Raw genomic sequence first — 19,688 nt, 5'->3', positions numbered from 1 at the left:
TTATTAATTTTAAAGTCATTAATGACTTCATAATTAATTCTTATCAAAAGGTGGTTTCTTACGATGAATTATATAAAATTATATGCAGTTTCATTAAGATGAATTATCGGTTTCTACAAGTGAAAGGGTGCATTCAGAGGCATGAAATATTCACTTATCAAAATAATAAAAGTTAATATATTTTTTTACAGCAAATAGAACTATACTATTATATTAACTATAAAAAAATCAGTATCTTTATCAAATATTTGTGGCAATGTACTTGTACAACTTATATTTTTTGCAATAATATATACAATATAATACATACAAGATATTACATTTTCATATTTTAATGTAAATTTATCAATTTCTTTGTTTTTTAATTTATTTGATAAATCTAAATATTTGAATGTTCTTTTGTTATATTTAGACCAACATTTATTAAATTCAAATGCAGCTGCTTTCTCCCAAGTATCAATATTATTTATATATTTTTCTACTGTTAAAGCTATAACCTCTTCTACAATCCAATTATTGCTCACAGAAAAATATTTGTAATAATCTTTATCCTTGTTAATATTCAATTTTTTAAGTCTGAGACAGTGTGTATATTCATGAACAAATAATCTCTCTAACAAATTTAGATTATTATATACTATTAACATTATTAAATTGGTATCATCATAATAAGATTTTGCAAAAACTAAATCACTATTTAAATATTTTGAAGATAACTTTCCATTAAAAATTATAGTCGTTACTTCAATATTGTTTTCAATATTTAGAAATTTATTGACTAATTCAACTAAATTATTGCAAATACTAATTATCTCATTACTATTTGTATTGCTACAATGAACAAATAAATCGTCATGTTTTAATACTTCAATATTAGGAAAAATACTCCTATGCTTTTGATAATTATTCTCATCTAAAATATAGTACATTACTTTTCCTCATTCATTCTAATATTTTTAGGCATTTTTTTATTATCACAAAATTTTAATATAATTAGGGATATTAAAAATATAACTCCAATAAACACCGAAAAGTATACATTTACATTTATTCCGTAAATATCCATAAAATACCCTACTCCAACATTTATTATGATTGAAATTATTGTTCCTGCAGCACTTATTAAAGAAATTATTGATGCACAGTTATCCTCATTAATAATTTCCGAAATCCATGCAAAGAAAAATGGATTAATACTACCAAAACCTAATCCAAAAAGGAACATCCCTATAGTAAATATTGAAATACTTTTTAAAGACATTAGTATAAAGCTAAGCATTAAAACAATATTACAAATTCCAATATATAGTTTCTTATTAGTAATATTAATTTTAGAAGTAATTAAATTAATAATAAATACACCTAACAAGTAAACTGCATAAAAAGCAGTTATTTTTTTTGAATTAATTCCAAGTGATAAAATTTTAGGTTGCCAAAAAAGTATAAATATTGAACAATAAGTAATACTCAAGGAGTAAATAAAAATTAATATATAATATCTTTTATTGCCCTTAATATCTCTAAAAGTATCTTTATTATAATCACTAATATGTTTCTTTTCGCCATAATTATCTTTGTAAACTATAAAAGTAAAAATCGAAAGAATTAGAATTATAGCTGACATGATTGTATATATAAGATTAAAATCACCTTTTATAAATGTAAGTAAAAAACTACAAATAATTGACAAAATCGCACCTAACATTGTTAATAAAGCAAACCCTTTTTTTAGCCCATCTATATTATTATGTTTTTCTTCTACAATAATCCATGCTTGAAAGGAACCACTAATTAAGGCTCCGCCAATACCACCAATACATGCTGATAAATATAATAAAATAATTGATGTAAACTTTGCATATGAAAAATATTGAAAGGCTACACATAATAAACCGAATGCATATACTTTTTTACGTCCAAACTTATCTGCAATTATCCCTGATGGATATTCAAATATTAATGATGATAATAAAATACATGTGTATATAATGGAAATATTTAAAAATGTTAATCCATTTAATGTAAATAACGTTGTGCATATACCCAAGTTTATAGTTCCAATTAACGATGCTATTAAACTATTTGTAATATAAAACCCAATTTTATTACTAATTTTTCTATCTTTAGAAGATTTCATTATTTTCCCCCTAATTAATATTGAGCTTTCACGGAAACTCTTTAGCTCCTATGATTACTCATTTTTAGTATTATAACTTTTTATCATTCCCCCCACCCTTTTTACATAAAACACTTGACAAATGTATAATTTTTTGTGCAAATCCTATTATAAATATATTTGTCAGGAGGTAACTTTTATGCTTAAAAACTGGACTTCTCATGCTGAATATCAGCAATTTATTATTTCAAACCTCTCATCTTTCTACAAATCTTTCCCAAGAAAGATTATAGAACTTGAACATTCTATATCTAAGTTATATTGCTTAGATTTAGATATTCTTAGAGAGATATTAAAACCTTATTATTCTAATACGGGTAGGCCTGCCACCCTTCAACCTGAAATATTTCGCTCATTTTCTTTAATGCTTTTTCAAAAGGAGACAAGCATTACCAACTGGGTGAAAAAGCTTCATGCCAGTGAATTACTTATAACCTATATAGGATGTACTAAAAATAATGTCCCATCAATTGGTGCTCATTATGATTTTATCTCTAGATTATGGCTTTTAAATCTGTCTACAGACAGAATCAAACTGAAAAATACATATTCGTATAAGAGAAAACTCTAACCTTACCGTTGCAGGTGATGGTACTTGTGTTCACTGTAAGTCTTCTTACTACGGCTCTAAGGTTTGTGACTGCCGTCAAAATGAAATTTACGATTGCAAATGCCCTCGTAGACTTTCTGACATAAATGCTACTTGGGGATGGGACAGTCATGAAAACCGTTGGTTTTATGGGTACACTCTCTATGCTTTATCTTCCTACAATAAAAAACATAAGATAGATCTACCTATTTATCTACGATTTGTAGAAGCAAGCAGGCACGACAGTGTCACTGGAATAGTCGCATTAGCTGAATTTAGAGAACTGTTGCCGCAGTTCAATATATCAAATTATGTTCTTGACTCAGCTAATGATAACTATCCTACATATGAATTATGTTCCAAATGGAACATTAATCCCTTTATTGATTTGAACTCCAAAAATAAAGGAAATCCAAAATACCCAACTACTTTAGATATTAATGAAAAAGGAGTTCCTATCTGTATTGGTGGCCATGAAATGGTCTATAACGGTTTTGAAAAAAGTCGTTCACGCCTTAAATGGCGTTGCCCTCTAGTTTTAAAAAAGGTTGATAGTTGCTCTTGTCAAAAGCAGTGCTCACCTTCACCTTATGGGCGAGTAATCTATACTAAACCATCATGGGATTTACGCTTGTTTACTCCTGTGCCTCGCGGCTCAAAACAATGGAAAACTATTTATAAAACTAGAACCTGCTCAGAACGTATAAATAATCGTATTCTTAATGATTATAGAATTCATTCTTTACGAATACACGGTAAAGAACGGTATTCATTTATGACTATGATTGCTGCAATTAATATTCATCTAGATGCAAGACTTAAAGTTTCAGGTTTTAGTATTTTAAATTTATTAGAGTAGCTGTTTGACAATTAAATATTCTTTCCTGAAAATTCCTACATGGTGTAGGATTGTTTGTCATGCCTATTTTTATTTCTAATTGCTCTTTGAGCATAAAATTTATAGTTCTATAATCACCCTATACAAACTCACGTTTTACATATTAGTTTCCGTGACTACTTATATTATTAAAAAACTCTACAAATAGGTCTTCAGAATATGTAGTATTAGATAAATAATTGTCATTACCTAACACCTTATTCACATGTTTAGCTGCATATATATTATTTAGTAACAATAAATAATATATATATATTTGAGCCCTAGTCAATCTATTGGTTTCATACACAGGATAATTGCCTTCTTCAATATAGTTACTATAATCATTATCAATGATATTGATACCATATTCATCAGATGAAATATTAAATTTTGTACCAGGATGTGGAACTAATACATAGGGTACTACAATATCAATTTTTCCTGAACAAATAGCATTATAAATAAAGTTGATATTCTTTACTATTGTTTTTGGAGTTTCTGAAGGTAGTCCCACTATATATTCAATACGTGTATCTAAATTATATTTTTTTGCTACACTGCATGCTTTTAAAATTTTTTCCACATTTTGATTTTTGTTAATGTCTTCAAGAATATTATCACAAAAGTTTTCTCCACCAAAAATAATTCCATGTGAAAACTTACAAATAATTTCTGCAATTTCTTCATTAAAATAATTTACATGTGTTAAAACTCCTTGTATATATATCCCTTCTTTATTAAATACATTACCTACCTCAATAACATGTTCTTTATTCATTGTAAATAATTCATCATCAAGAAATACTATTTCAGCCTTATTACCTAAACAACTCTTCATATAATCTATATCTTTTTTCAAACCTTCAGCATTTCTCATTCTATAATTGTTCCAATTCTTTAATCCTCCACAAAACGGACAATTATATACACAACCATAACTTGATCTTAATGTGATAGATACTTTATCACCTATTGGCTTTTCCTTTTCAATTAAAATATCAATATATTCAGCCAATAGATTAAAGGCTGGAACAGGTAATTTATTAACATCTACATTTTCTTCTCTAAGTTCTGTTTTAATTACTTCATTTTCAAAAAACATTAGATTATTGATATCCTTTAACGATTCATAATTATTGTCAAGCAGAGCTTTAATTACTTCATTAATAATATTTTCAGCCTCTGACATCACAGCAACATCACAGCAATTATCATTAAAATAATCTTCTGGATTAACAATTGCATGCTTACCAGTAACTATAGTCTTTCCATTTTTAAAAAGTTTCTTGTATTCTTTCATAATTACTAATGAACTTTGAACAGTAGATGTAGTTCTATTAGATATAAAATAATCTGTTGATATAATTAATATTTTAGGTTGATATTTTTTTAGAACTTTTTCTACTTCTTCAAGGTCAATATTTAAATAATTGTATTGAGTATAATAAAATGGGAAAAACCCAACAGTATACTTTTTCTCAACAACAGCTGCTAACCTTAAAGGAATAGAGTCGATGCCTTGATTATTAGGTGGATAGTTATTAACTATTACATTGTTAATGACTGACTTTCTTGGTGGAGTTATTACTAAAACATCTACACTTTTACTCATCATAAGATCTCCATTTCTTTGTTATTTTTATACTCTTTTACGATAGGGCACCTTGGATCAGGATTATAAAAATCACCTGTTAATTCTAATGAAGCTACACGACAACCACCATTACAATATATTTTATAATTACATGATGAACATGGTTCTTTCTTTATTACTGTATCATTTAGATTCCTAAATTTATCTAACATTTCTGAATCAGTCCATATTTCATTAATGGATTTTTCCTTAAGTGTACCACATCTCATACTTGTTCTTAATGCTGCCACACACGGGTACATTTCTTTAGTTGAAGAAATTGCAAGTTCACTACATCCTGCTTCACAATAATAATTCCTATGCAATTGCTTTCTATAATTGTCAACATTATCAACATCAAGCCCCCAAACATCCCAAATATCACTATGTCTATTATTTTTATCAAGTGGAACTACAATTTCATATAATGTAAAGAAACCAAGACTCAAGCGTTCACTAAGTTGTCCCCAATAACTATATTTTTTTATATCTGTTACCTGTAGTACAAGTTGAATCCATTCATTCCAATAATTATCTAATAAATCATGATTTTCAGTCGCCCTACCAGACATAAATGCTGGAACAATCTGTATTGAATCAATATTATAATTTTCTATATAATATTTACATGTATTTAAACTTTCTTTTATTGTTATGGAATCAGCTGTATGCAATCCTGTAACATAAAACCCATATTTTTTAAAAAGTTTAATATTTTCAATCATTTTTTCATATTCTGTTTTTGTCATATTTCTATGCTCATTCATAATTTCATATTGACCATCTAAACTTAATTGAATATAAATGTTATCATCTGGATCAGATTCTTTTAATTTAGCAATTTTCTCTTCATTCCACAAAATTCCGTTAGTTAACAAACATGTGTTATATGGTTGCTTAGATGCATACGCTATAATATCGAATATTTCAGGATGTAAAAGTGGTTCTCCTCCTGAAATATTGACATATATAACTCCAACATTTTCCAACTGTTTGTATATATTGACTATTTCTGAATACGATAAAAAATTTTTATTCTTTTGTTGAGCATTTGCAAAGCAATGTTTGCACTTCAAATTGCATCTATCTGTAATTTCAATATAACATTGATTCGGATAAAACATTTTAATCCACCTCTTTAAAATAAGATTCTATAGAAGCGACAGTTTCTAAAAATATATGTTCTTGTCTAAATTTTTCACACATATCCATCAAGTCTGATTTTATATCATCTTTTTTACCAAATTGCTCAATAAATTCATTGATTGCATTGCTTACACCTAGTTCATAAAACTTTTTAAAAATAAAGTATGTCATATCATCTCCTTCAATATAATTAGAATTAGAAAAAATAGAACATCCATCATCTTCTTTTCTAATACGATATACCTGATTTGCATCTTTGTATAAAATCATATTCATATCTATACCACCTTATTACGATAAATTTATTTTATTTACAATGTAAAGGACAAAGATAATCTTTTTCATATAAATCACCTGTTTTGGTATATGCCCTTGCTCGGCAACCACCACCACATAATTCAAGGTAATCACAAGTCGTACATTCACCTTTTAAATTTTTAGCCCTTAAGCTTCTTAAATTATTTAAAACTACAGAATTGTACCAAATATCTTCGAAACTCTGTCTTTTCAAATTTCCACATACGAACGGTGGAAATTTAGATGATATTGTACCACATGGATATAAATCTCCGTTAGGCGAAATAGCACAACTTGTAATTCCTGCATGGCAACCAATATCTCTATGCTTTTTATAAAATTCAGATTCTAATGGTGAATTGTAATCCCATATTTTGTGAACGTCATCAATTGAATAACCATTTTCTAGAAGTGGTATATACATTTCCCATGGACATGGTACTGATATCTGTACCCCTCTGAAATGTGAATCATTCATTTTCTTTTTAGTTGCATCCATTAAAAATTCCTTCCATCTTTCATATGAAAGTTCAAGTTGTTTTTCATGAATTCTTCCCTGTCCATATGGAAAAAACTTAATAGCTAAAATACTTTTAATACCTAGTGAAGTGATAAAATCATATGTATCCCAAAAATTATTTAATGTAGGCTCTGTTAACGTATAATTTATACCAACAGAAAGCCCTGATTTAACTATAAGTTTTAAATTGTTAATAACTATTTCAAATTCTTCGTCTAAAATTTTATCAGGACACTTTTTACTTTTTCTTAAAATTGAATATGATTTCGTATCATATCCATCAAGACTAACTGCTATATTGATATTAGGGCAATTTTCTTTGAAAAACTTAATTTTTTCTTCATCAACCAACAATCCATTGGTGTTTAATGTTAATCTAACTCCAGGTTTATCATATGCATATTTTATAATTTCTAAAGCATCTGCTCTTAACAAAGGTTCTCCACCTGTTAAAGATATATCACTTATTCCGATTTCGTCCATTTGGTCTATGATTCTTAAAATCTCTTTTGTTGTCATTTCATCTTTTAATTTATCACCAGCATCAACATTACAATGACGACATTTGTACATACAATCTAACGTTATATCAAAATCTACTTGAAAAGGTGCTATTACCATAATACTCACTCCTCATATTTAAGTTCAAATCATTATAGAAGTCAGTAAAAATTTACTGAACTTCTATAATATTTTAGTTTCTTTAAATTAAATTATAATATTGTTATACTTGATTTTTTGTTCCAGCATAACCATCTATTATTGTAAATTTTGTAAACTGGTTTGTTCCATTTCATCATAATAATCCACCCCCCTTTTATTTAAAGAGCTTTCACGGAAACTCTTTAGCTCCTATGATTACTCATTTTTAGTATTATAACTTTTTATCATTTCCCCCACCCTTTTTACATAAAACACTTGACAAATGTATAATTTTTTGTGCAAATCCTATTATAAATATATTTGTCAGGAGGTAACTTTTATGCTTAAAAACTGGACTTCTCATGCTGAATATCAGCAATTTATTATTTCAAACCTCTCATCTTTCTACAAATCTTTCCCAAGAAAGATTATAGAACTTGAACATTGTATATCTAAGTTGTATTGCTTAGATTTAGATATTCTTAGAGAGATATTAAAACCTTATTATTCTAATACGGGTAGGCCTGCCACCCTTCAACCTGAAATATTTCGCTCATTTTCTTTAATGCTTTTTCAAAAGGAGACAAGCATTACCAACTGGGTGAAAAAGCTTCATGCCAGTGAATTACTTATAACCTATATAGGATGTACTAAAAATAATGTCCCATCAATTGGTGCTCATTATGATTTTATCTCTAGATTATGGCTTTCAAATCTGTCTACCGACAGAATCAAACTGAAAAATACATATTCGTATAAGAGAAAACTCTCTAAAATAAAAGCACCCGGGAAAAGTAAAAAACTTCCTAATAAAAAAACAGGTGTTGTTAAGAGAATTTCAGATTTTCTTGAATCTGGTCGCTCATTTTCCCTAAGAACCGAAAAACTACTTCAAAAAGTATTCGCATTAGTTGCTGTGCAGCCATCTTTTAACCTTAACTTAATAGAAAAATCTAACCTTACCGTTGCAGGTGATGGTACTTGTGTTCACTGTAAGTCTTCTTACTACGGCTCTAAGGTTTGTGACTGCCGTCAAAATGAAATTTACGATTGCAAATGCCCTCGTAGACTTTCTGACATAAATGCTACTTGGGGATGGCGGATTGCTCCCCCTATTATGGACATTTCCTAACGAATGCTAACTAATTTATAGATTCCCTTATAAATTGATTTGGAATTATATAGCTTAAGCTCCCATGGATTCTTTCTTCATTATAGAATTTTATATATCCATAAATAAGTCTGTATCCATCAGTGAAGTTTTTAATTTCATTCCAAGCTATACATGCCTTAGAAAGTAAGGAATTAAAAGATTCTATATGTGCATTATAGTTAGGTGAATTTACAGGAATACGCTCATGATATATATTGTTAACCTTACATAAATGTTCGAATTTAATGGAAGTAAATTGTGGACAATTATCACTTCTGAGAATTAGATTTGAGGTAACTCCATTCTCTTTGAGTGCCATTTTTATTTCAGTAATTGCATCATTAGTGGTGGTAATTTTAGTTATTTGTCTTCCCACAACTTTTCTAGAACAAACATCAATAATATCTGTGAGCATTATAAATTGCCCATTTAATGCTTTAACATATTTTATATCTATTTGCCATAGCTGATTTATAGCTGTTATGTTTCTTGCAACGGCAAGATGACCTTGTTTAGTATGTTTTACATATGGTAGAAGCAATCCTAGCTTCTTAGCTAATCTGTACACCTTTTTAGCATTTATATGTAGCCCATGATCTCGTCGGAGAATTTTAGTGATTTTTTTATAACCATAGAATGGAGCTTTTCCACATGCTTCATGTAAAGGGTTTCAATGACGGAATCATCCACAATACAATTGTTTATCCCATATGAAAATCCAGGGAAGGGTCTGCCTACTTTAGAATTTGAATCATCATCATTTTTTATTACTTTTTTCTTTGGATAAAAAGCTGATCTTGATATTTGAAGCAACATACATGCTCTAGATATTTTAAGTCCCTTTTGAGTATATTCTTTAGCTAAAACTAGTTTGTCTTCTACCGTAGGTAATTCTTTTTTTTTAATAAATCCTGAAGCATATCAAGTTCTAATTCTTTCTTACCAACGAGTTCCTTCAGTTTACGATTTTCTTCTTCTAAGGCTCTTTCCTTAACACTTGGTTGATAATCTTTTGGTTCTGTCGCATTAATTATATCAAGCTGTCGCTTAAAGGTGGATAGTGTTGATGAGGATAATTCATACTTCTTGCAAACCTGAGCATGAGTAAACCCATTATTTAATTCTTCAATAATCTTTATTTTATCATCTAATGTAAACTTTCTTCTTGCCATATTTCTAACCTCCATATTATAATCTTATATTAACATGCTCGTTAGAAACTGTCGAAGACTGTTATGGGGTCAGAATGAGATCTACCTATTTATCTACGATTTGTAGAAGCAAGCAGGCACGACAGTGTCACTGGAATAGTCGCATTAGCTGAATTTAGAGAACTGTTGCCGCAGTTCAATATATCAAATTATGTTCTTGACTCAGCTAATGATAACTATCCTACATATGAATTATGTTCCAAATGGAACATTAATCCCTTTATTGATTTGAACTCCAAAAATAAAGGAAATCCAAAATACCCAACTACTTTAGATATTAATGAAAAAGGAGTTCCTATCTGTATTGGTGGCCATGAAATGGTCTATAACGGTTTTGAAAAAAGTCGTTCACGCCTTAAATGGCGTTGCCCTCTAGTTTTAAAAAAGGTTGATAGTTGCTCTTGTCAAAAGCAGTGCTCACCTTCACCTTATGGGCGAGTAATCTATACTAAACCATCATGGGATTTACGCTTGTTTACTCCTGTGCCTCGCGGCTCAAAACAATGGAAAACTATTTATAAAACTAGAACCTGCTCAGAACGTATAAATAATCGTATTCTTAATGATTATAGAATTCATTCTTTACGAATACACGGTAAAGAACGGTATTCATTTATGACTATGATTGCTGCAATTAATATTCATCTAGATGCAAGACTTAAAGTTTCAGGTTTTAGTATTTTAAATTTATTAGAGTAGCTGTTTGACAATTAAATATTCTTTCCTGAAAATTCCTACATGGTGTAGGATTGTTTGTCATGCCTATTTTTATTTCTAATTGCTCTTTGAGCATAAAATTTATAGTTCTATAATCACCCTATACAAACTCACGTTTTACATATTAGTTTCCGTGACTACTCTTAAACTTTAATTTGTATAACTTTGAAAACATAAATTTAATAAAGCTTTACAAATATATTTTATAAAAATACCCACTACTCAAAATCAAATTATATATATAATATGTTTTTAAAAAGGATATTCTTACTAACTAATTTAATAATATTAAAAACTTATTTAAGTTAAATACCCACCTATAAGATTACTTTTTAATTTGGTGGCCTTTGTCATAATAAATCTTACATTGTATACTTTAAAATGTAAAACATACAATACAATAAAGAATTGTAATTATATATATATAGGGTCTATATTCCTCCATTTTGCTTGAAAATTCTATTTTTTTTAATTATTGTTTCTATATTTAATATTCAGCTAAATGGCTGCATAAAAAATGCCGTAAATTAATTTCTTAATAGTACGGCATTTTTATATATTGGTTCATTTTTGGCTTATAATGTTTAAATATTGAGTTATTTATATTGGATTTTTATATGTACTTGCATAATAAATGTAATGTACAATAGTTGTTTTCTTTAGATATAACATCCATATCCTCATATCCATTTTTAATAAAAAAATCTAAATCTCCATTAGGGAAAATACCCATTTCATCTGAAATTACAAAAATATTAATATTTTGCTTTTCTAGAAACTTCATTTTTTCGGTACATTTTTTAGACCATTTTTCCTCATACATTTAGTCGCAATTAAGTAATTACTTTTTTTAATAGGTTCTATTATAACACCTTTCCTTATAGTACCTAATTTAGGCCTATATGGCTTTTCTATAGGAATATAATCGTTGCATATCAAATCTAAGAAATTTCTTGTTAATGGACTAAAATAACGATATTTATCATTAACAACAGTTAAAGTTGGAAAAAACATATTCATCTTTTGAGCTAACATAAAATCTTTAGAAATATCATGGTATATAATATCTAATTTCGCCTCATATTCCCTCAAAAGCTCTATCATTGAACTATTCAAGGGACATTGATAAGACCAATAATAAAAATCAATTTTCACAAAATTCTCCTCCGCTCAATTCTAATTTAATCCATATTATAGCATATTAAGGAATATATTAATATTAATTTTCTTTAAAATATATTGTACTTTTAGCATAGTACTATATGTTGCTTTTAAATTGCCTATGACTTCTCATCCCATCTACTACGTAGGTTAAATTTCAACTTATATATCCTTCCATCAAAATTTAGTCATGATTAATATTTACTTTTAGTATTTTTAGTTAATTACATTCGTTCATGTGTAACCTTCTTAAAAGTCATTGTATTTAATGGTTTTCGCCATACCTTTTCTATTGCCTTCCAAGTTTTTAAAATTTTATTATACCTGCCCCATATTTATTATTAACTTAATAATATTGATATTATATGTACTTTTTTATTTATTGAATTAATTTTAAATGTCCTAAAATATTATTTAATAATAAAAAAGTGTATTTTGAAAAAATAAGTTAATAATTATAATAGTTTATAACTTATTATCTTTTTAGAATACATAGTTATATTGTTTGTACAGGAGTTAAAACATTAATTAATAAGTAACTTACACTTGAAAATTCTGAAAATTAAATACCTAGTAAAAACAATCGTTAGTAATATATATAATATGGTAAAATTACAATGTGGTAACTTAAACCTGAATTATTCATAGAAAAATAAAAACCATGCGTAGCATAGCTTGATATCTAGATTCATTAATGTTTTAATTTTCACCTAAAACGTGATGGAAAATATAGAAAAAGAGATTCAAATTTGTTATAGTTAATTTGCGAAAAAAACACTTAACAAAGGAGAATCTCATATGAATAGTTTAGTAGAAAAGTCAGTTAATTTCAATAGGAAAGTTAAAGTTAATTTTGAAGGTGGAGATTTAACATCAGATGCTGGGATACTTTTATATAGAGAATTTGAGGAGAAAATGGGGTTTAGCGAAGCTATAAGAGATATATTAAGAGTTAAAGATAAGGCTAAATTTAGAATTCATTCTAATTTAGATATTGCTATTCAAAAAACATATCAGAATATTGCTGGATATCATACTGATGATAATGCAGATGAATTAACTACTGACCCTGCTTTTAAATCAGTTCTTGGTAAAGAAGTCCTAGCATCTCAGCCCACTATTTCAAGATTTAATAGTCGATTAGACGTTGATAACTCTAAACAATTTCAATTTATAAATGAAACCCTGATGAATAAAGTTTATTCTGTTGAGATGCCTAAACAAGTATTGATAGATTTAGATTCAACTAATTGCCAAACTTATGGGAATCAATATGGCTCTAACTACAATTTTCACTATTCGTCAAATGGGTATCATCCTTTAGTTGCTTTTGATGGATTAACGGGTGATTTTCTAAAAGCTGAACTTAGATCCGGCAATGTTTATACATCAAGACATGTTACAAGATTTTTAGGTCCTATGTTAACTAGATATTCTAATAAATATCCTACTATAGATAGGTTCGTAAGAACTGATAATGGTTTTTCCATACCACAGTTATATAAACTTATAGAGGGTAATAAAGCCTTTTATGCAATAAGACTTATGGCTTATAAAACCTTATATAGCAAAGCTACTGATATTACAGCTAGAATGGATTTAGCTTGTAAAGATAATATTTATGATTATAAAGTAGTATATGGTGAAATTAAATATAAAGCAGCTAAGTGGGATACAATGCGTAGAGTTGTTGTTAAAATTGAAAAGCCCGAAGGGCAAATGTGTTATAACTATACATTCGTAGTTACAAATATGACGGCTACGCCTAAAAAGGTAATAATGTTTTATTCCAATAGAGGTACTATTGAAAACTTCATTAAAGAAAGTAAAAATGGCTTCGCCTTCGATTCCATGAGCAGCACAGGATACATTGCTAATATGAATAAATTACAATTGTCCATGTTAGCTGTAGCTTTATAATAAAGTTTGATCAAAACCATTTGAAATTTACGTATATAAGGCATTTGTAAGGCTTTTATTACTAATTTCATAGTAACGTTTGATACAACTTTGTTTTAAATGATCAATCATTCTTTCAATTGGTCAAACTTTCTTTCAAAACTGCATTAGCCTATAACTTTAATAATTGGTTTAGAAGATTAGCTTTATCTAAGTATATAAAATCCAACAGAATGGAACCCATTAGGTTGAAGCTGATAAAAGTAGTTGCTAAGATTGTTACTAGTTCTAGATATTTAACATTCAAACTATGCAGTAGTTGTCCTTATAAAAATGAATTTTGAGATACACTAAATAGAATTAATAATTTAGCTTTTTCACCGTAAGGCAAATTAAAATTAAATAGGTTTTAAAAGTACTAGCTTTTTATAGTTGGTATAAAGTCCTTAGAGAAACTATATCCAAAATTCTAATTTTGGGTATGAAAATAATGTTTAACAATAAAAAAATCACCCAATATATATTATGAGAAAATATTCTTCAAAAATCCTCTTAAAATAAATTCGGTGAATAATTCAGGTTTAATAAACAATATGAGACCTTTACAGAAGAATTAAAAAAACAGCTACCATTTTCAATAACTTTTAAATTATGGTAGCCATTTTTTCTTAACGGGCATTTTGCACAAATTGCGGTCACTACCCCTATTAAAATAAAAGCTATTAACAAAAAAAGCTTCTAAAGTTTCCTTTAAAAGCTTTCTATCCATTATTATTTAAAATATAATATGTGCTATTATAGATACCACCGGTAATGTAATAAGCGTTCTTTCTATAAATATTATAAATAACTCTTTAAAGTTTACAGGTATCTTTGACCCAAGTAAAAGTCCACCAACCTCTGACATATATATAAGCTGAGTCACAGACACAGCTGCAATTATGAATCTAGTCATATCACTTTGAATCGTTGCCCCTAAAACTGAGGGTAGAAACATATCTGCAAATCCTACTATAAGGGTTTGAGATGCTGCTGTAGCCTCTGGTATTTGTAAGAGCTTTAGAACTGGTATAAAGGGCATACCTAACCATTGAAATATAGGAGTATACTCTGCTATCATAAGTGCAATTGTTCCAAATGCCATTACCATAGGTGTTACACCAATCCACATATCCAAAACATTTTTAGCTCCATCTACAAAAAACTTCTTTGGGCTGTTGTTTTGTCCAGCTCTATCTACAGCCTTTTCTAATCCCCATTTAAATGAAGTATACCCTTTTGGTATTTCTTCACTACCATTATTATTTACACCACCATAATAATTGTTAGATTTTCTTGATAGTGGTGGTATCCGAGGAGTTACTATAGCAGCCACTATACCCGCAAGAGTTACTGTTAGATAAAATGGCAAAAATAAATGTGACAAGTTCACTTGAGCTATCACAACTAAACTAAAAGTTATAGATACTGCTGAAAAGCTTGTACCTATTACAGCTGCTTCTCTTTCTGAATAGTATCCTTCTTCATATTGTTTGCTTGTAAGAAGTACTCCTATAGTTCCATCTCCAAGCCATGATGTTATGCAATCTATAGCAGATCTTCCCGGTAAGGAGAAAATTGGCCTCATTACCTTTGTAAGTAAGGTCCCAAAGAACTCTAGTAATCCAAAATCTAAAATAAGTGGAAGTAATAGTCCAGCAAATAAAAATACTGAAAATAAAATTGGGAGCAAACTATAAAGTAATAATCCTCCAGTATTTTCTGACCATAAAAATTCAGGGCCTATCTTAAAGTATGATGATATAACTAAAATACCACCTAACATCCTTGCTATAGTCCAAATAATATCTACATCAAAAAGACTTTTAAGATAAGTATTTTCTTTTATGCTCTTAGGTTTAAATATTTTTGTAACTAATGTACCTATAAGACTAATAACTATTAGCCCCACAGTTATACCTGGTAATACATATGATAACTTATTCATTATAACCTTAGCAAAAAAGGCTACAGGTATGGTTATTTCACCACCTAAATTTAAGGGTGTCATAAATAATATTATTCCCATTATTGAGGGTATTAAAAATTTAAAATAGCTGCTCTTGTTTGAATTTACTGGCTTTTTACTTTCCATTATCTCTCTCCTTTTATAATTGATATTTACATTTGATACTTATTAATTTACTAACAAATGATAATGCATAATTATAAAAAAATCAACCTATTTATGTATAAATATTCATCCCCAGTTCTTATAATACCTAATAACATTAATTTGTTTTGAAATAATTCACCTTTTATAAATAATGGATTATAATTTTAAAGTTTTAAAATTATAATCCATCTTATTAAATGTTAAGTTACGTTTGATCTAATGATATTAAAACAGAATCAAACAGATTAATATTACACCTTTTATCTTGCCAGTGATTGCAATTAGAGCAGCTCTTGCTATTTTCTAATCCCATATTAGATTCTATATTATTTATTGTAGCTTCGTATCCAGGACAACAATTTGCTACATGCATCATTTGCATCATATTACCCATTAATAGTCTCCTTTCTTCTTTAAGACTTAAGCCTCTTCAAAAAGTAACCAATAAATTTAATAGTAAATTTAAATCTTTAACTTGTTATCTTTTCAACTCCATAGGCTTAATTATTGTTAATCATATTTTTTATAGGATCATATAAGTCTTTAAAGCACTTACCTCTAACAAAGTTAGAACAATTATCGCAGCTAGGAGAAAGGTGTCCTCCCATGCTCATAAGAGATAATCCATATGTTGGTTCATAACCTGGGCAATTTTCACCGATAACACTTTTAAGTTCATCTTTTCTCATAACAACACCTCTATAAAAGTAATGTGAATATTTCTATTTTACCCATATTAAAAGTTTATATGTATATAGAAAACATCTATTTAATGATAACCAAAAATAGCTTCTTGTAGTTAAATAGATTTAGATCATGTATTAATTCTTAACTATAACTATACCTATAAATATGAATATAAAAATAGAGGAAATAAATATGTCTTAGACATGCTTATTTCCTCTGAACACTTTAATGCATCTATTTAAAAACTTTTATCTTTCATTTAATAACTTGCCCTTTGAATTAATCTTCCATTAAAATCATGGTACCATTAAATAATTAAATAATTAAATATGAAACATGGCTATATTTTTTTATTTTTATCATCTTTGAATACAAATAATTCTAGAACATGATTTATTAAAGTTAAGATAATTTATATATATACTCTTATATTATGATAGGTATTTCAAATGGTTCCTATTTAACAAAAATCATTTATAAAATGTTTACGTTGTGGTAATATATGTTTATTAAGAGTCCTTATCTTTTTCCTATGCGGCTTGATCCAAATGATTATGGAGGAGGGATTATTGCTTAATAAATGAAGATGTAAACCAAATGTTTACCCAAGTAAAGTAAAGGGGATGTTTTTATTGTTTAGAAAAACCTTCACAGCATTAATTTATCTTTTAGTAGTATTAGGGGTGTGGACATGGAAATAAAAAAGACAATAACAATTACGTTAGCTTTTGTAATAATGTTCGGTATAGCTATAAAGCTGGGATCTAGTAACATTACTAATAAGATTAACGATATGTACCTTGAAAAACCAAATCCTAAGTATAGCAATAGCTCACTTGAACCAAATAGCAAAATTATTATAGTGCCTTTTGGTGAAGTTGCTACATCACGTCATTTTGACTTTAAAGTAATTGAAGCTTCGGAAAAGGTGGAGATAAACGTTGAAAATAATACATTTACTCCAGCTCCCGGTAATAAGTTCATACTAATTAAGCTCAAAGTTAGAAACTCTTCAAATTCGACTATTGAACTATATCGTTACGACTTTGTTTTAAAAGATACCTCAACTATTAATGAAAGGTACTCATTTGACATTGGATATAAACTTGTATTGAAAATACTTAAAGAAGAAAATGATAAAAACTTTACCGGCTTTAGGGATCAAAAACCTGGAATAATAAAATATACTTATGTCTTATTTGAAGTTCCCGAGACTAGTAAATTAGATGAGTTAGTATTTGTTTATGGCTCATCACACTTTAATCTTAATTAAATATAGTTAATTAAGATTAAATGGATTGCTACGCATCTGAATAAGTTCTTGTAATGGAGCTTGAATTTGTGCTTATCGTTCTTGTATTCTTCTAGATCTTTCTTTTTGCTCAGAATATCTCCAAAAGAAGCACAAATGAAGAGTTCGGTGTTGAAGCCAACTTTGTTTTTACTAAAAAGAGGGGGTCATTGCTTTTTTACGTTTAAAATAGCACAAACCCTTGCAATAGCAAGGATTGAAATAAATAAAACAAAGGTAGTGTTAACACTATCGATTAATATTGGGAGGTTTGTTTATGAAAAAAAACAAAACAATCTTTGGTGTCGTAATAATTTCTATTGTTATAACAATTCTTATAACAATAATTTCTTTTAGAAATAAAAATTCATATAATGAAAAAAGCATAAACTTATATACATTCATTTATTACTAATAATAATAAGCTTTATCTTTATAAATATTACTAAAGAACCATTTATTAGTATGAAATATTCAATCTGTATACTTATATTAAATATGTTCACAATGCTATTATGCTTTAAAAAATTTAAAATAGATAAAATTAATTTAAATAAGTATTTTATTTTTTAGGGAGGTACTTTAAATAATGATTTATTTAGTCATAATTTCCTTGTGTTCTATACTAATTATAAAATTAATCTTACCACGTATAAAAAATAAAATTAAATTAAATTCTTATGGAGAAATTATAAAGAAGAGTAATTATCTTTTCGTAAATAAAGATTATAAAGAAGCTATTAAAGAATTAAATAAAGCTATTGATATTGACGGTGAATATAAAGATGTATTGTATATTCTTAGGGGTGAAACATATCTTAAACTAAAAAAATATGAAAGCGCACTTAAAGATTTTAATAAGGCTATTGATATTAATCCTAGCAACATCCTTGCATATAATAGTAGGGCCTTTTTATATCTTAATTTAGAAAGGTATGAAAGTTCACTTAAAGATTTTAATAAGACTATTATGATTGACCCGAGTAATAATACGGCATATAATAATAGAGCGTTTATATATATCAGACTGAAACAATATGAAAATGCTCTTATAGATTTAAATAAATCTGTGGAAATTGATCAACATTTATCTGCGGCTTATAAAAACTATGCACATGTATTTTTTAAATTATCTGATATTAAAAAAGCTGAAGAGAATATATTAAAAGCAATAAAGCTTAATTCTAGTAATGGAGATAACTATATCATTTTAGCTGCAATAAACTTATATAACGAAGATTATAATAGCTGTTATACAAACTTAAAACTAGCTAAAGATACAGGGATTAATTACTATGATTATTTTGATGATGACATATTTGATAAAATTAGGCATAATGATGAATTTTTAAGTCTGTTTGGAAGTTGTCCTAGGTTATTTTAAAATTAACCTCATATTATTCACCTTTTATATACTATCTCAAAATAAAACTTTCAGATAATCTCTTGAAATACTAATGTTAACCTTCAATACAACTAATGAGTTTATCATAACCACATTTTATTTCTTTTATTGGATTAAAAATAACCC

The 19,688-nt window shown here is 27.9% G+C and carries 20 protein-coding genes and 1 pseudogene; 8 read left to right on the top strand and 13 right to left on the bottom strand.

Annotation, left to right across the window (positions count from 1 at the left end; translation table 11 throughout):
* Positions 1–200: 200 nt before the first annotated feature.
* Together DY168_RS00630 and DY168_RS00625 are read right to left on the bottom strand one after the other, a co-directional pair.
* The gene (locus DY168_RS00630) at positions 201–929 is read right to left on the bottom strand and encodes a hypothetical protein (protein ID WP_115640016.1); all 729 of its coding nucleotides are present in this window, start codon (positions 927–929) and stop codon (positions 201–203) included.
* Positions 929–2,137 carry an MFS transporter gene (locus tag DY168_RS00625; protein ID WP_115640015.1) on the bottom strand — a complete coding sequence of 403 codons (1,209 nt, stop codon included), beginning with the start codon at positions 2,135–2,137 and terminating at the stop codon, positions 929–931. Before DY168_RS00625 ends, DY168_RS00630 begins: the two co-directional genes overlap by 1 nt.
* Before the next feature lie 178 nt (positions 2,138–2,315).
* On the opposite strand from DY168_RS00625, the gene DY168_RS14875 reads away from it, so the two are divergent.
* Together DY168_RS14875 and DY168_RS14870 are read left to right on the top strand one after the other, a co-directional pair.
* Positions 2,316–2,747, top strand: coding sequence for a hypothetical protein (locus DY168_RS14875; protein WP_242984027.1), 432 nt, complete (start codon positions 2,316–2,318; stop codon positions 2,745–2,747).
* Positions 2,748–3,243: 496 nt separating this feature from the next.
* Complete coding sequence (locus tag DY168_RS14870) at positions 3,244–3,624, top strand: transposase (protein WP_242984026.1); 381 nt, start codon at positions 3,244–3,246, stop codon at positions 3,622–3,624.
* 142 nt (positions 3,625–3,766) lie between these two features.
* Here DY168_RS14870 and DY168_RS00615 read toward each other — a convergent pair whose 3' ends face one another.
* The 4 genes from DY168_RS00615 to DY168_RS00600 are packed head-to-tail and all read right to left on the bottom strand — an operon-like array spanning position 3,767 to position 7,862.
* Positions 3,767–5,260 carry a B12-binding domain-containing radical SAM protein gene (locus tag DY168_RS00615; RefSeq protein WP_115640014.1) on the bottom strand — a complete coding sequence of 498 codons (1,494 nt, stop codon included), beginning with the start codon at positions 5,258–5,260 and terminating at the stop codon, positions 3,767–3,769.
* Positions 5,257–6,402 carry a radical SAM/SPASM domain-containing protein gene (locus DY168_RS00610; RefSeq protein WP_115640013.1) on the bottom strand — a complete coding sequence of 382 codons (1,146 nt, stop codon included), beginning with the start codon at positions 6,400–6,402 and terminating at the stop codon, positions 5,257–5,259. The genes DY168_RS00615 and DY168_RS00610 overlap by 4 nt, the downstream gene beginning before the upstream one ends.
* Position 6,403: 1 nt before the next feature.
* The gene (locus DY168_RS00605; protein WP_115640012.1) at positions 6,404–6,700 is read right to left on the bottom strand and encodes a hypothetical protein; all 297 of its coding nucleotides are present in this window, start codon (positions 6,698–6,700) and stop codon (positions 6,404–6,406) included.
* Positions 6,701–6,731: 31 nt separating this feature from the next.
* The gene (locus tag DY168_RS00600; protein ID WP_115640011.1) at positions 6,732–7,862 is read right to left on the bottom strand and encodes a radical SAM/SPASM domain-containing protein; all 1,131 of its coding nucleotides are present in this window, start codon (positions 7,860–7,862) and stop codon (positions 6,732–6,734) included.
* A gap of 361 nt (positions 7,863–8,223) precedes the next feature.
* Between DY168_RS00600 and DY168_RS00595 the strand changes: the two genes are divergently transcribed.
* Positions 8,224–9,015, top strand: a complete 792-nt coding sequence (locus DY168_RS00595) for a hypothetical protein (protein ID WP_174905307.1) — start codon at positions 8,224–8,226, stop codon at positions 9,013–9,015.
* 10 nt (positions 9,016–9,025) lie between these two features.
* Here DY168_RS00595 and DY168_RS00590 read toward each other — a convergent pair.
* Positions 9,026–9,685: pseudogene (locus DY168_RS00590) on the bottom strand (IS3 family transposase); the annotation flags it as partial.
* 229 nt (positions 9,686–9,914) lie between these two features.
* Complete coding sequence (locus tag DY168_RS00580) at positions 9,915–10,208, bottom strand: transposase (protein ID WP_115640008.1); 294 nt, start codon at positions 10,206–10,208, stop codon at positions 9,915–9,917.
* A gap of 357 nt (positions 10,209–10,565) precedes the next feature.
* Between DY168_RS00580 and DY168_RS14865 the strand changes: the two genes are divergently transcribed.
* Positions 10,566–10,946, top strand: coding sequence for a transposase (locus DY168_RS14865; RefSeq protein ID WP_242984026.1), 381 nt, complete (start codon positions 10,566–10,568; stop codon positions 10,944–10,946).
* A 631-nt stretch (positions 10,947–11,577) separates the two neighbouring features.
* On the opposite strand, the gene DY168_RS14540 is transcribed toward DY168_RS14865, so the two are convergent.
* Entirely contained in the window at positions 11,578–11,748 is a 171-nt protein-coding gene (locus DY168_RS14540; RefSeq protein WP_172556217.1) for a hypothetical protein, read from the bottom strand.
* Positions 11,745–12,119, bottom strand: coding sequence for a hypothetical protein (locus tag DY168_RS00570; protein WP_115640007.1), 375 nt, complete (start codon positions 12,117–12,119; stop codon positions 11,745–11,747). The genes DY168_RS14540 and DY168_RS00570 overlap by 4 nt, the downstream gene beginning before the upstream one ends.
* 804 nt (positions 12,120–12,923) lie before the next feature.
* Between DY168_RS00570 and DY168_RS00565 the strand changes: the two genes are divergently transcribed.
* A complete protein-coding gene (locus tag DY168_RS00565) occupies positions 12,924–14,045 on the top strand; it encodes an IS1380 family transposase (RefSeq protein ID WP_115640006.1) in 1,122 nt (373 codons plus the stop codon).
* Between the two features lie 119 nt (positions 14,046–14,164).
* Complete coding sequence (locus DY168_RS00560; protein WP_115640005.1) at positions 14,165–14,368, top strand: transposase; 204 nt, start codon at positions 14,165–14,167, stop codon at positions 14,366–14,368.
* A gap of 431 nt (positions 14,369–14,799) precedes the next feature.
* On the opposite strand, the gene DY168_RS00555 is transcribed toward DY168_RS00560, so the two are convergent.
* The 3 genes from DY168_RS00555 to DY168_RS00545 form a co-directional block, all read right to left on the bottom strand.
* Entirely contained in the window at positions 14,800–16,158 is a 1,359-nt protein-coding gene (locus DY168_RS00555; protein ID WP_115640004.1) for a YjiH family protein, read from the bottom strand.
* A gap of 226 nt (positions 16,159–16,384) precedes the next feature.
* Positions 16,385–16,573: a hypothetical protein gene (locus DY168_RS00550; protein WP_115640003.1), complete on the bottom strand. Its 189-nt coding sequence runs from the start codon at positions 16,571–16,573 to the stop codon at positions 16,385–16,387.
* A 106-nt stretch (positions 16,574–16,679) separates the two neighbouring features.
* The gene (locus DY168_RS00545) at positions 16,680–16,868 is read right to left on the bottom strand and encodes a hypothetical protein (protein WP_115640002.1); all 189 of its coding nucleotides are present in this window, start codon (positions 16,866–16,868) and stop codon (positions 16,680–16,682) included.
* Positions 16,869–17,557: 689 nt separating this feature from the next.
* Here DY168_RS00545 and DY168_RS00540 point away from each other — a divergent pair.
* Entirely contained in the window at positions 17,558–18,139 is a 582-nt protein-coding gene (locus tag DY168_RS00540) for a DUF4352 domain-containing protein (protein ID WP_115640001.1), read from the top strand.
* A 607-nt stretch (positions 18,140–18,746) separates the two neighbouring features.
* Entirely contained in the window at positions 18,747–19,541 is a 795-nt protein-coding gene (locus DY168_RS00535; protein WP_115640000.1) for a tetratricopeptide repeat protein, read from the top strand.
* Positions 19,542–19,688: the final 147 nt, after the last annotated feature.

This window comes from Clostridium putrefaciens (assembly GCF_900461105.1).
Lineage (GTDB): Bacteria > Bacillota > Clostridia > Clostridiales > Clostridiaceae > Clostridium_L > Clostridium_L putrefaciens.
This window is presented reverse-complemented; position numbering and strand designations above follow the sequence as displayed.

Bases quoted from the DNA above. Each gene is read 5' to 3' on its own strand.
- DY168_RS00630 (WP_115640016.1), bottom strand. From the start codon at position 929: ATGTACTATATTTTAGATGAGAATAATTATCAAAAGCATAGGAGTATT.
- DY168_RS00625 (WP_115640015.1), bottom strand. From the start codon at position 2,137: ATGAAATCTTCTAAAGATAGAAAAATTAGTAATAAAATTGGGTTTTAT.
- DY168_RS14875 (WP_242984027.1), top strand. From the start codon at position 2,316: ATGCTTAAAAACTGGACTTCTCATGCTGAATATCAGCAATTTATTATT.
- DY168_RS14870 (WP_242984026.1), top strand. From the start codon at position 3,244: ATGGTCTATAACGGTTTTGAAAAAAGTCGTTCACGCCTTAAATGGCGT.
- DY168_RS00615 (WP_115640014.1), bottom strand. From the start codon at position 5,260: ATGATGAGTAAAAGTGTAGATGTTTTAGTAATAACTCCACCAAGAAAG.
- DY168_RS00610 (WP_115640013.1), bottom strand. From the start codon at position 6,402: ATGTTTTATCCGAATCAATGTTATATTGAAATTACAGATAGATGCAAT.
- DY168_RS00605 (WP_115640012.1), bottom strand. From the start codon at position 6,700: ATGAATATGATTTTATACAAAGATGCAAATCAGGTATATCGTATTAGA.
- DY168_RS00600 (WP_115640011.1), bottom strand. From the start codon at position 7,862: ATGGTAATAGCACCTTTTCAAGTAGATTTTGATATAACGTTAGATTGT.
- DY168_RS00595 (WP_174905307.1), top strand. From the start codon at position 8,224: ATGCTTAAAAACTGGACTTCTCATGCTGAATATCAGCAATTTATTATT.
- DY168_RS00580 (WP_115640008.1), bottom strand. From the start codon at position 10,208: ATGGCAAGAAGAAAGTTTACATTAGATGATAAAATAAAGATTATTGAA.
- DY168_RS14865 (WP_242984026.1), top strand. From the start codon at position 10,566: ATGGTCTATAACGGTTTTGAAAAAAGTCGTTCACGCCTTAAATGGCGT.
- DY168_RS14540 (WP_172556217.1), bottom strand. From the start codon at position 11,748: ATGAAGTTTCTAGAAAAGCAAAATATTAATATTTTTGTAATTTCAGAT.
- DY168_RS00565 (WP_115640006.1), top strand. From the start codon at position 12,924: ATGAATAGTTTAGTAGAAAAGTCAGTTAATTTCAATAGGAAAGTTAAA.
- DY168_RS00555 (WP_115640004.1), bottom strand. From the start codon at position 16,158: ATGGAAAGTAAAAAGCCAGTAAATTCAAACAAGAGCAGCTATTTTAAA.
- DY168_RS00550 (WP_115640003.1), bottom strand. From the start codon at position 16,573: ATGGGTAATATGATGCAAATGATGCATGTAGCAAATTGTTGTCCTGGA.
- DY168_RS00545 (WP_115640002.1), bottom strand. From the start codon at position 16,868: ATGAGAAAAGATGAACTTAAAAGTGTTATCGGTGAAAATTGCCCAGGT.
- DY168_RS00540 (WP_115640001.1), top strand. From the start codon at position 17,558: ATGGAAATAAAAAAGACAATAACAATTACGTTAGCTTTTGTAATAATG.
- DY168_RS00535 (WP_115640000.1), top strand. From the start codon at position 18,747: ATGATTTATTTAGTCATAATTTCCTTGTGTTCTATACTAATTATAAAA.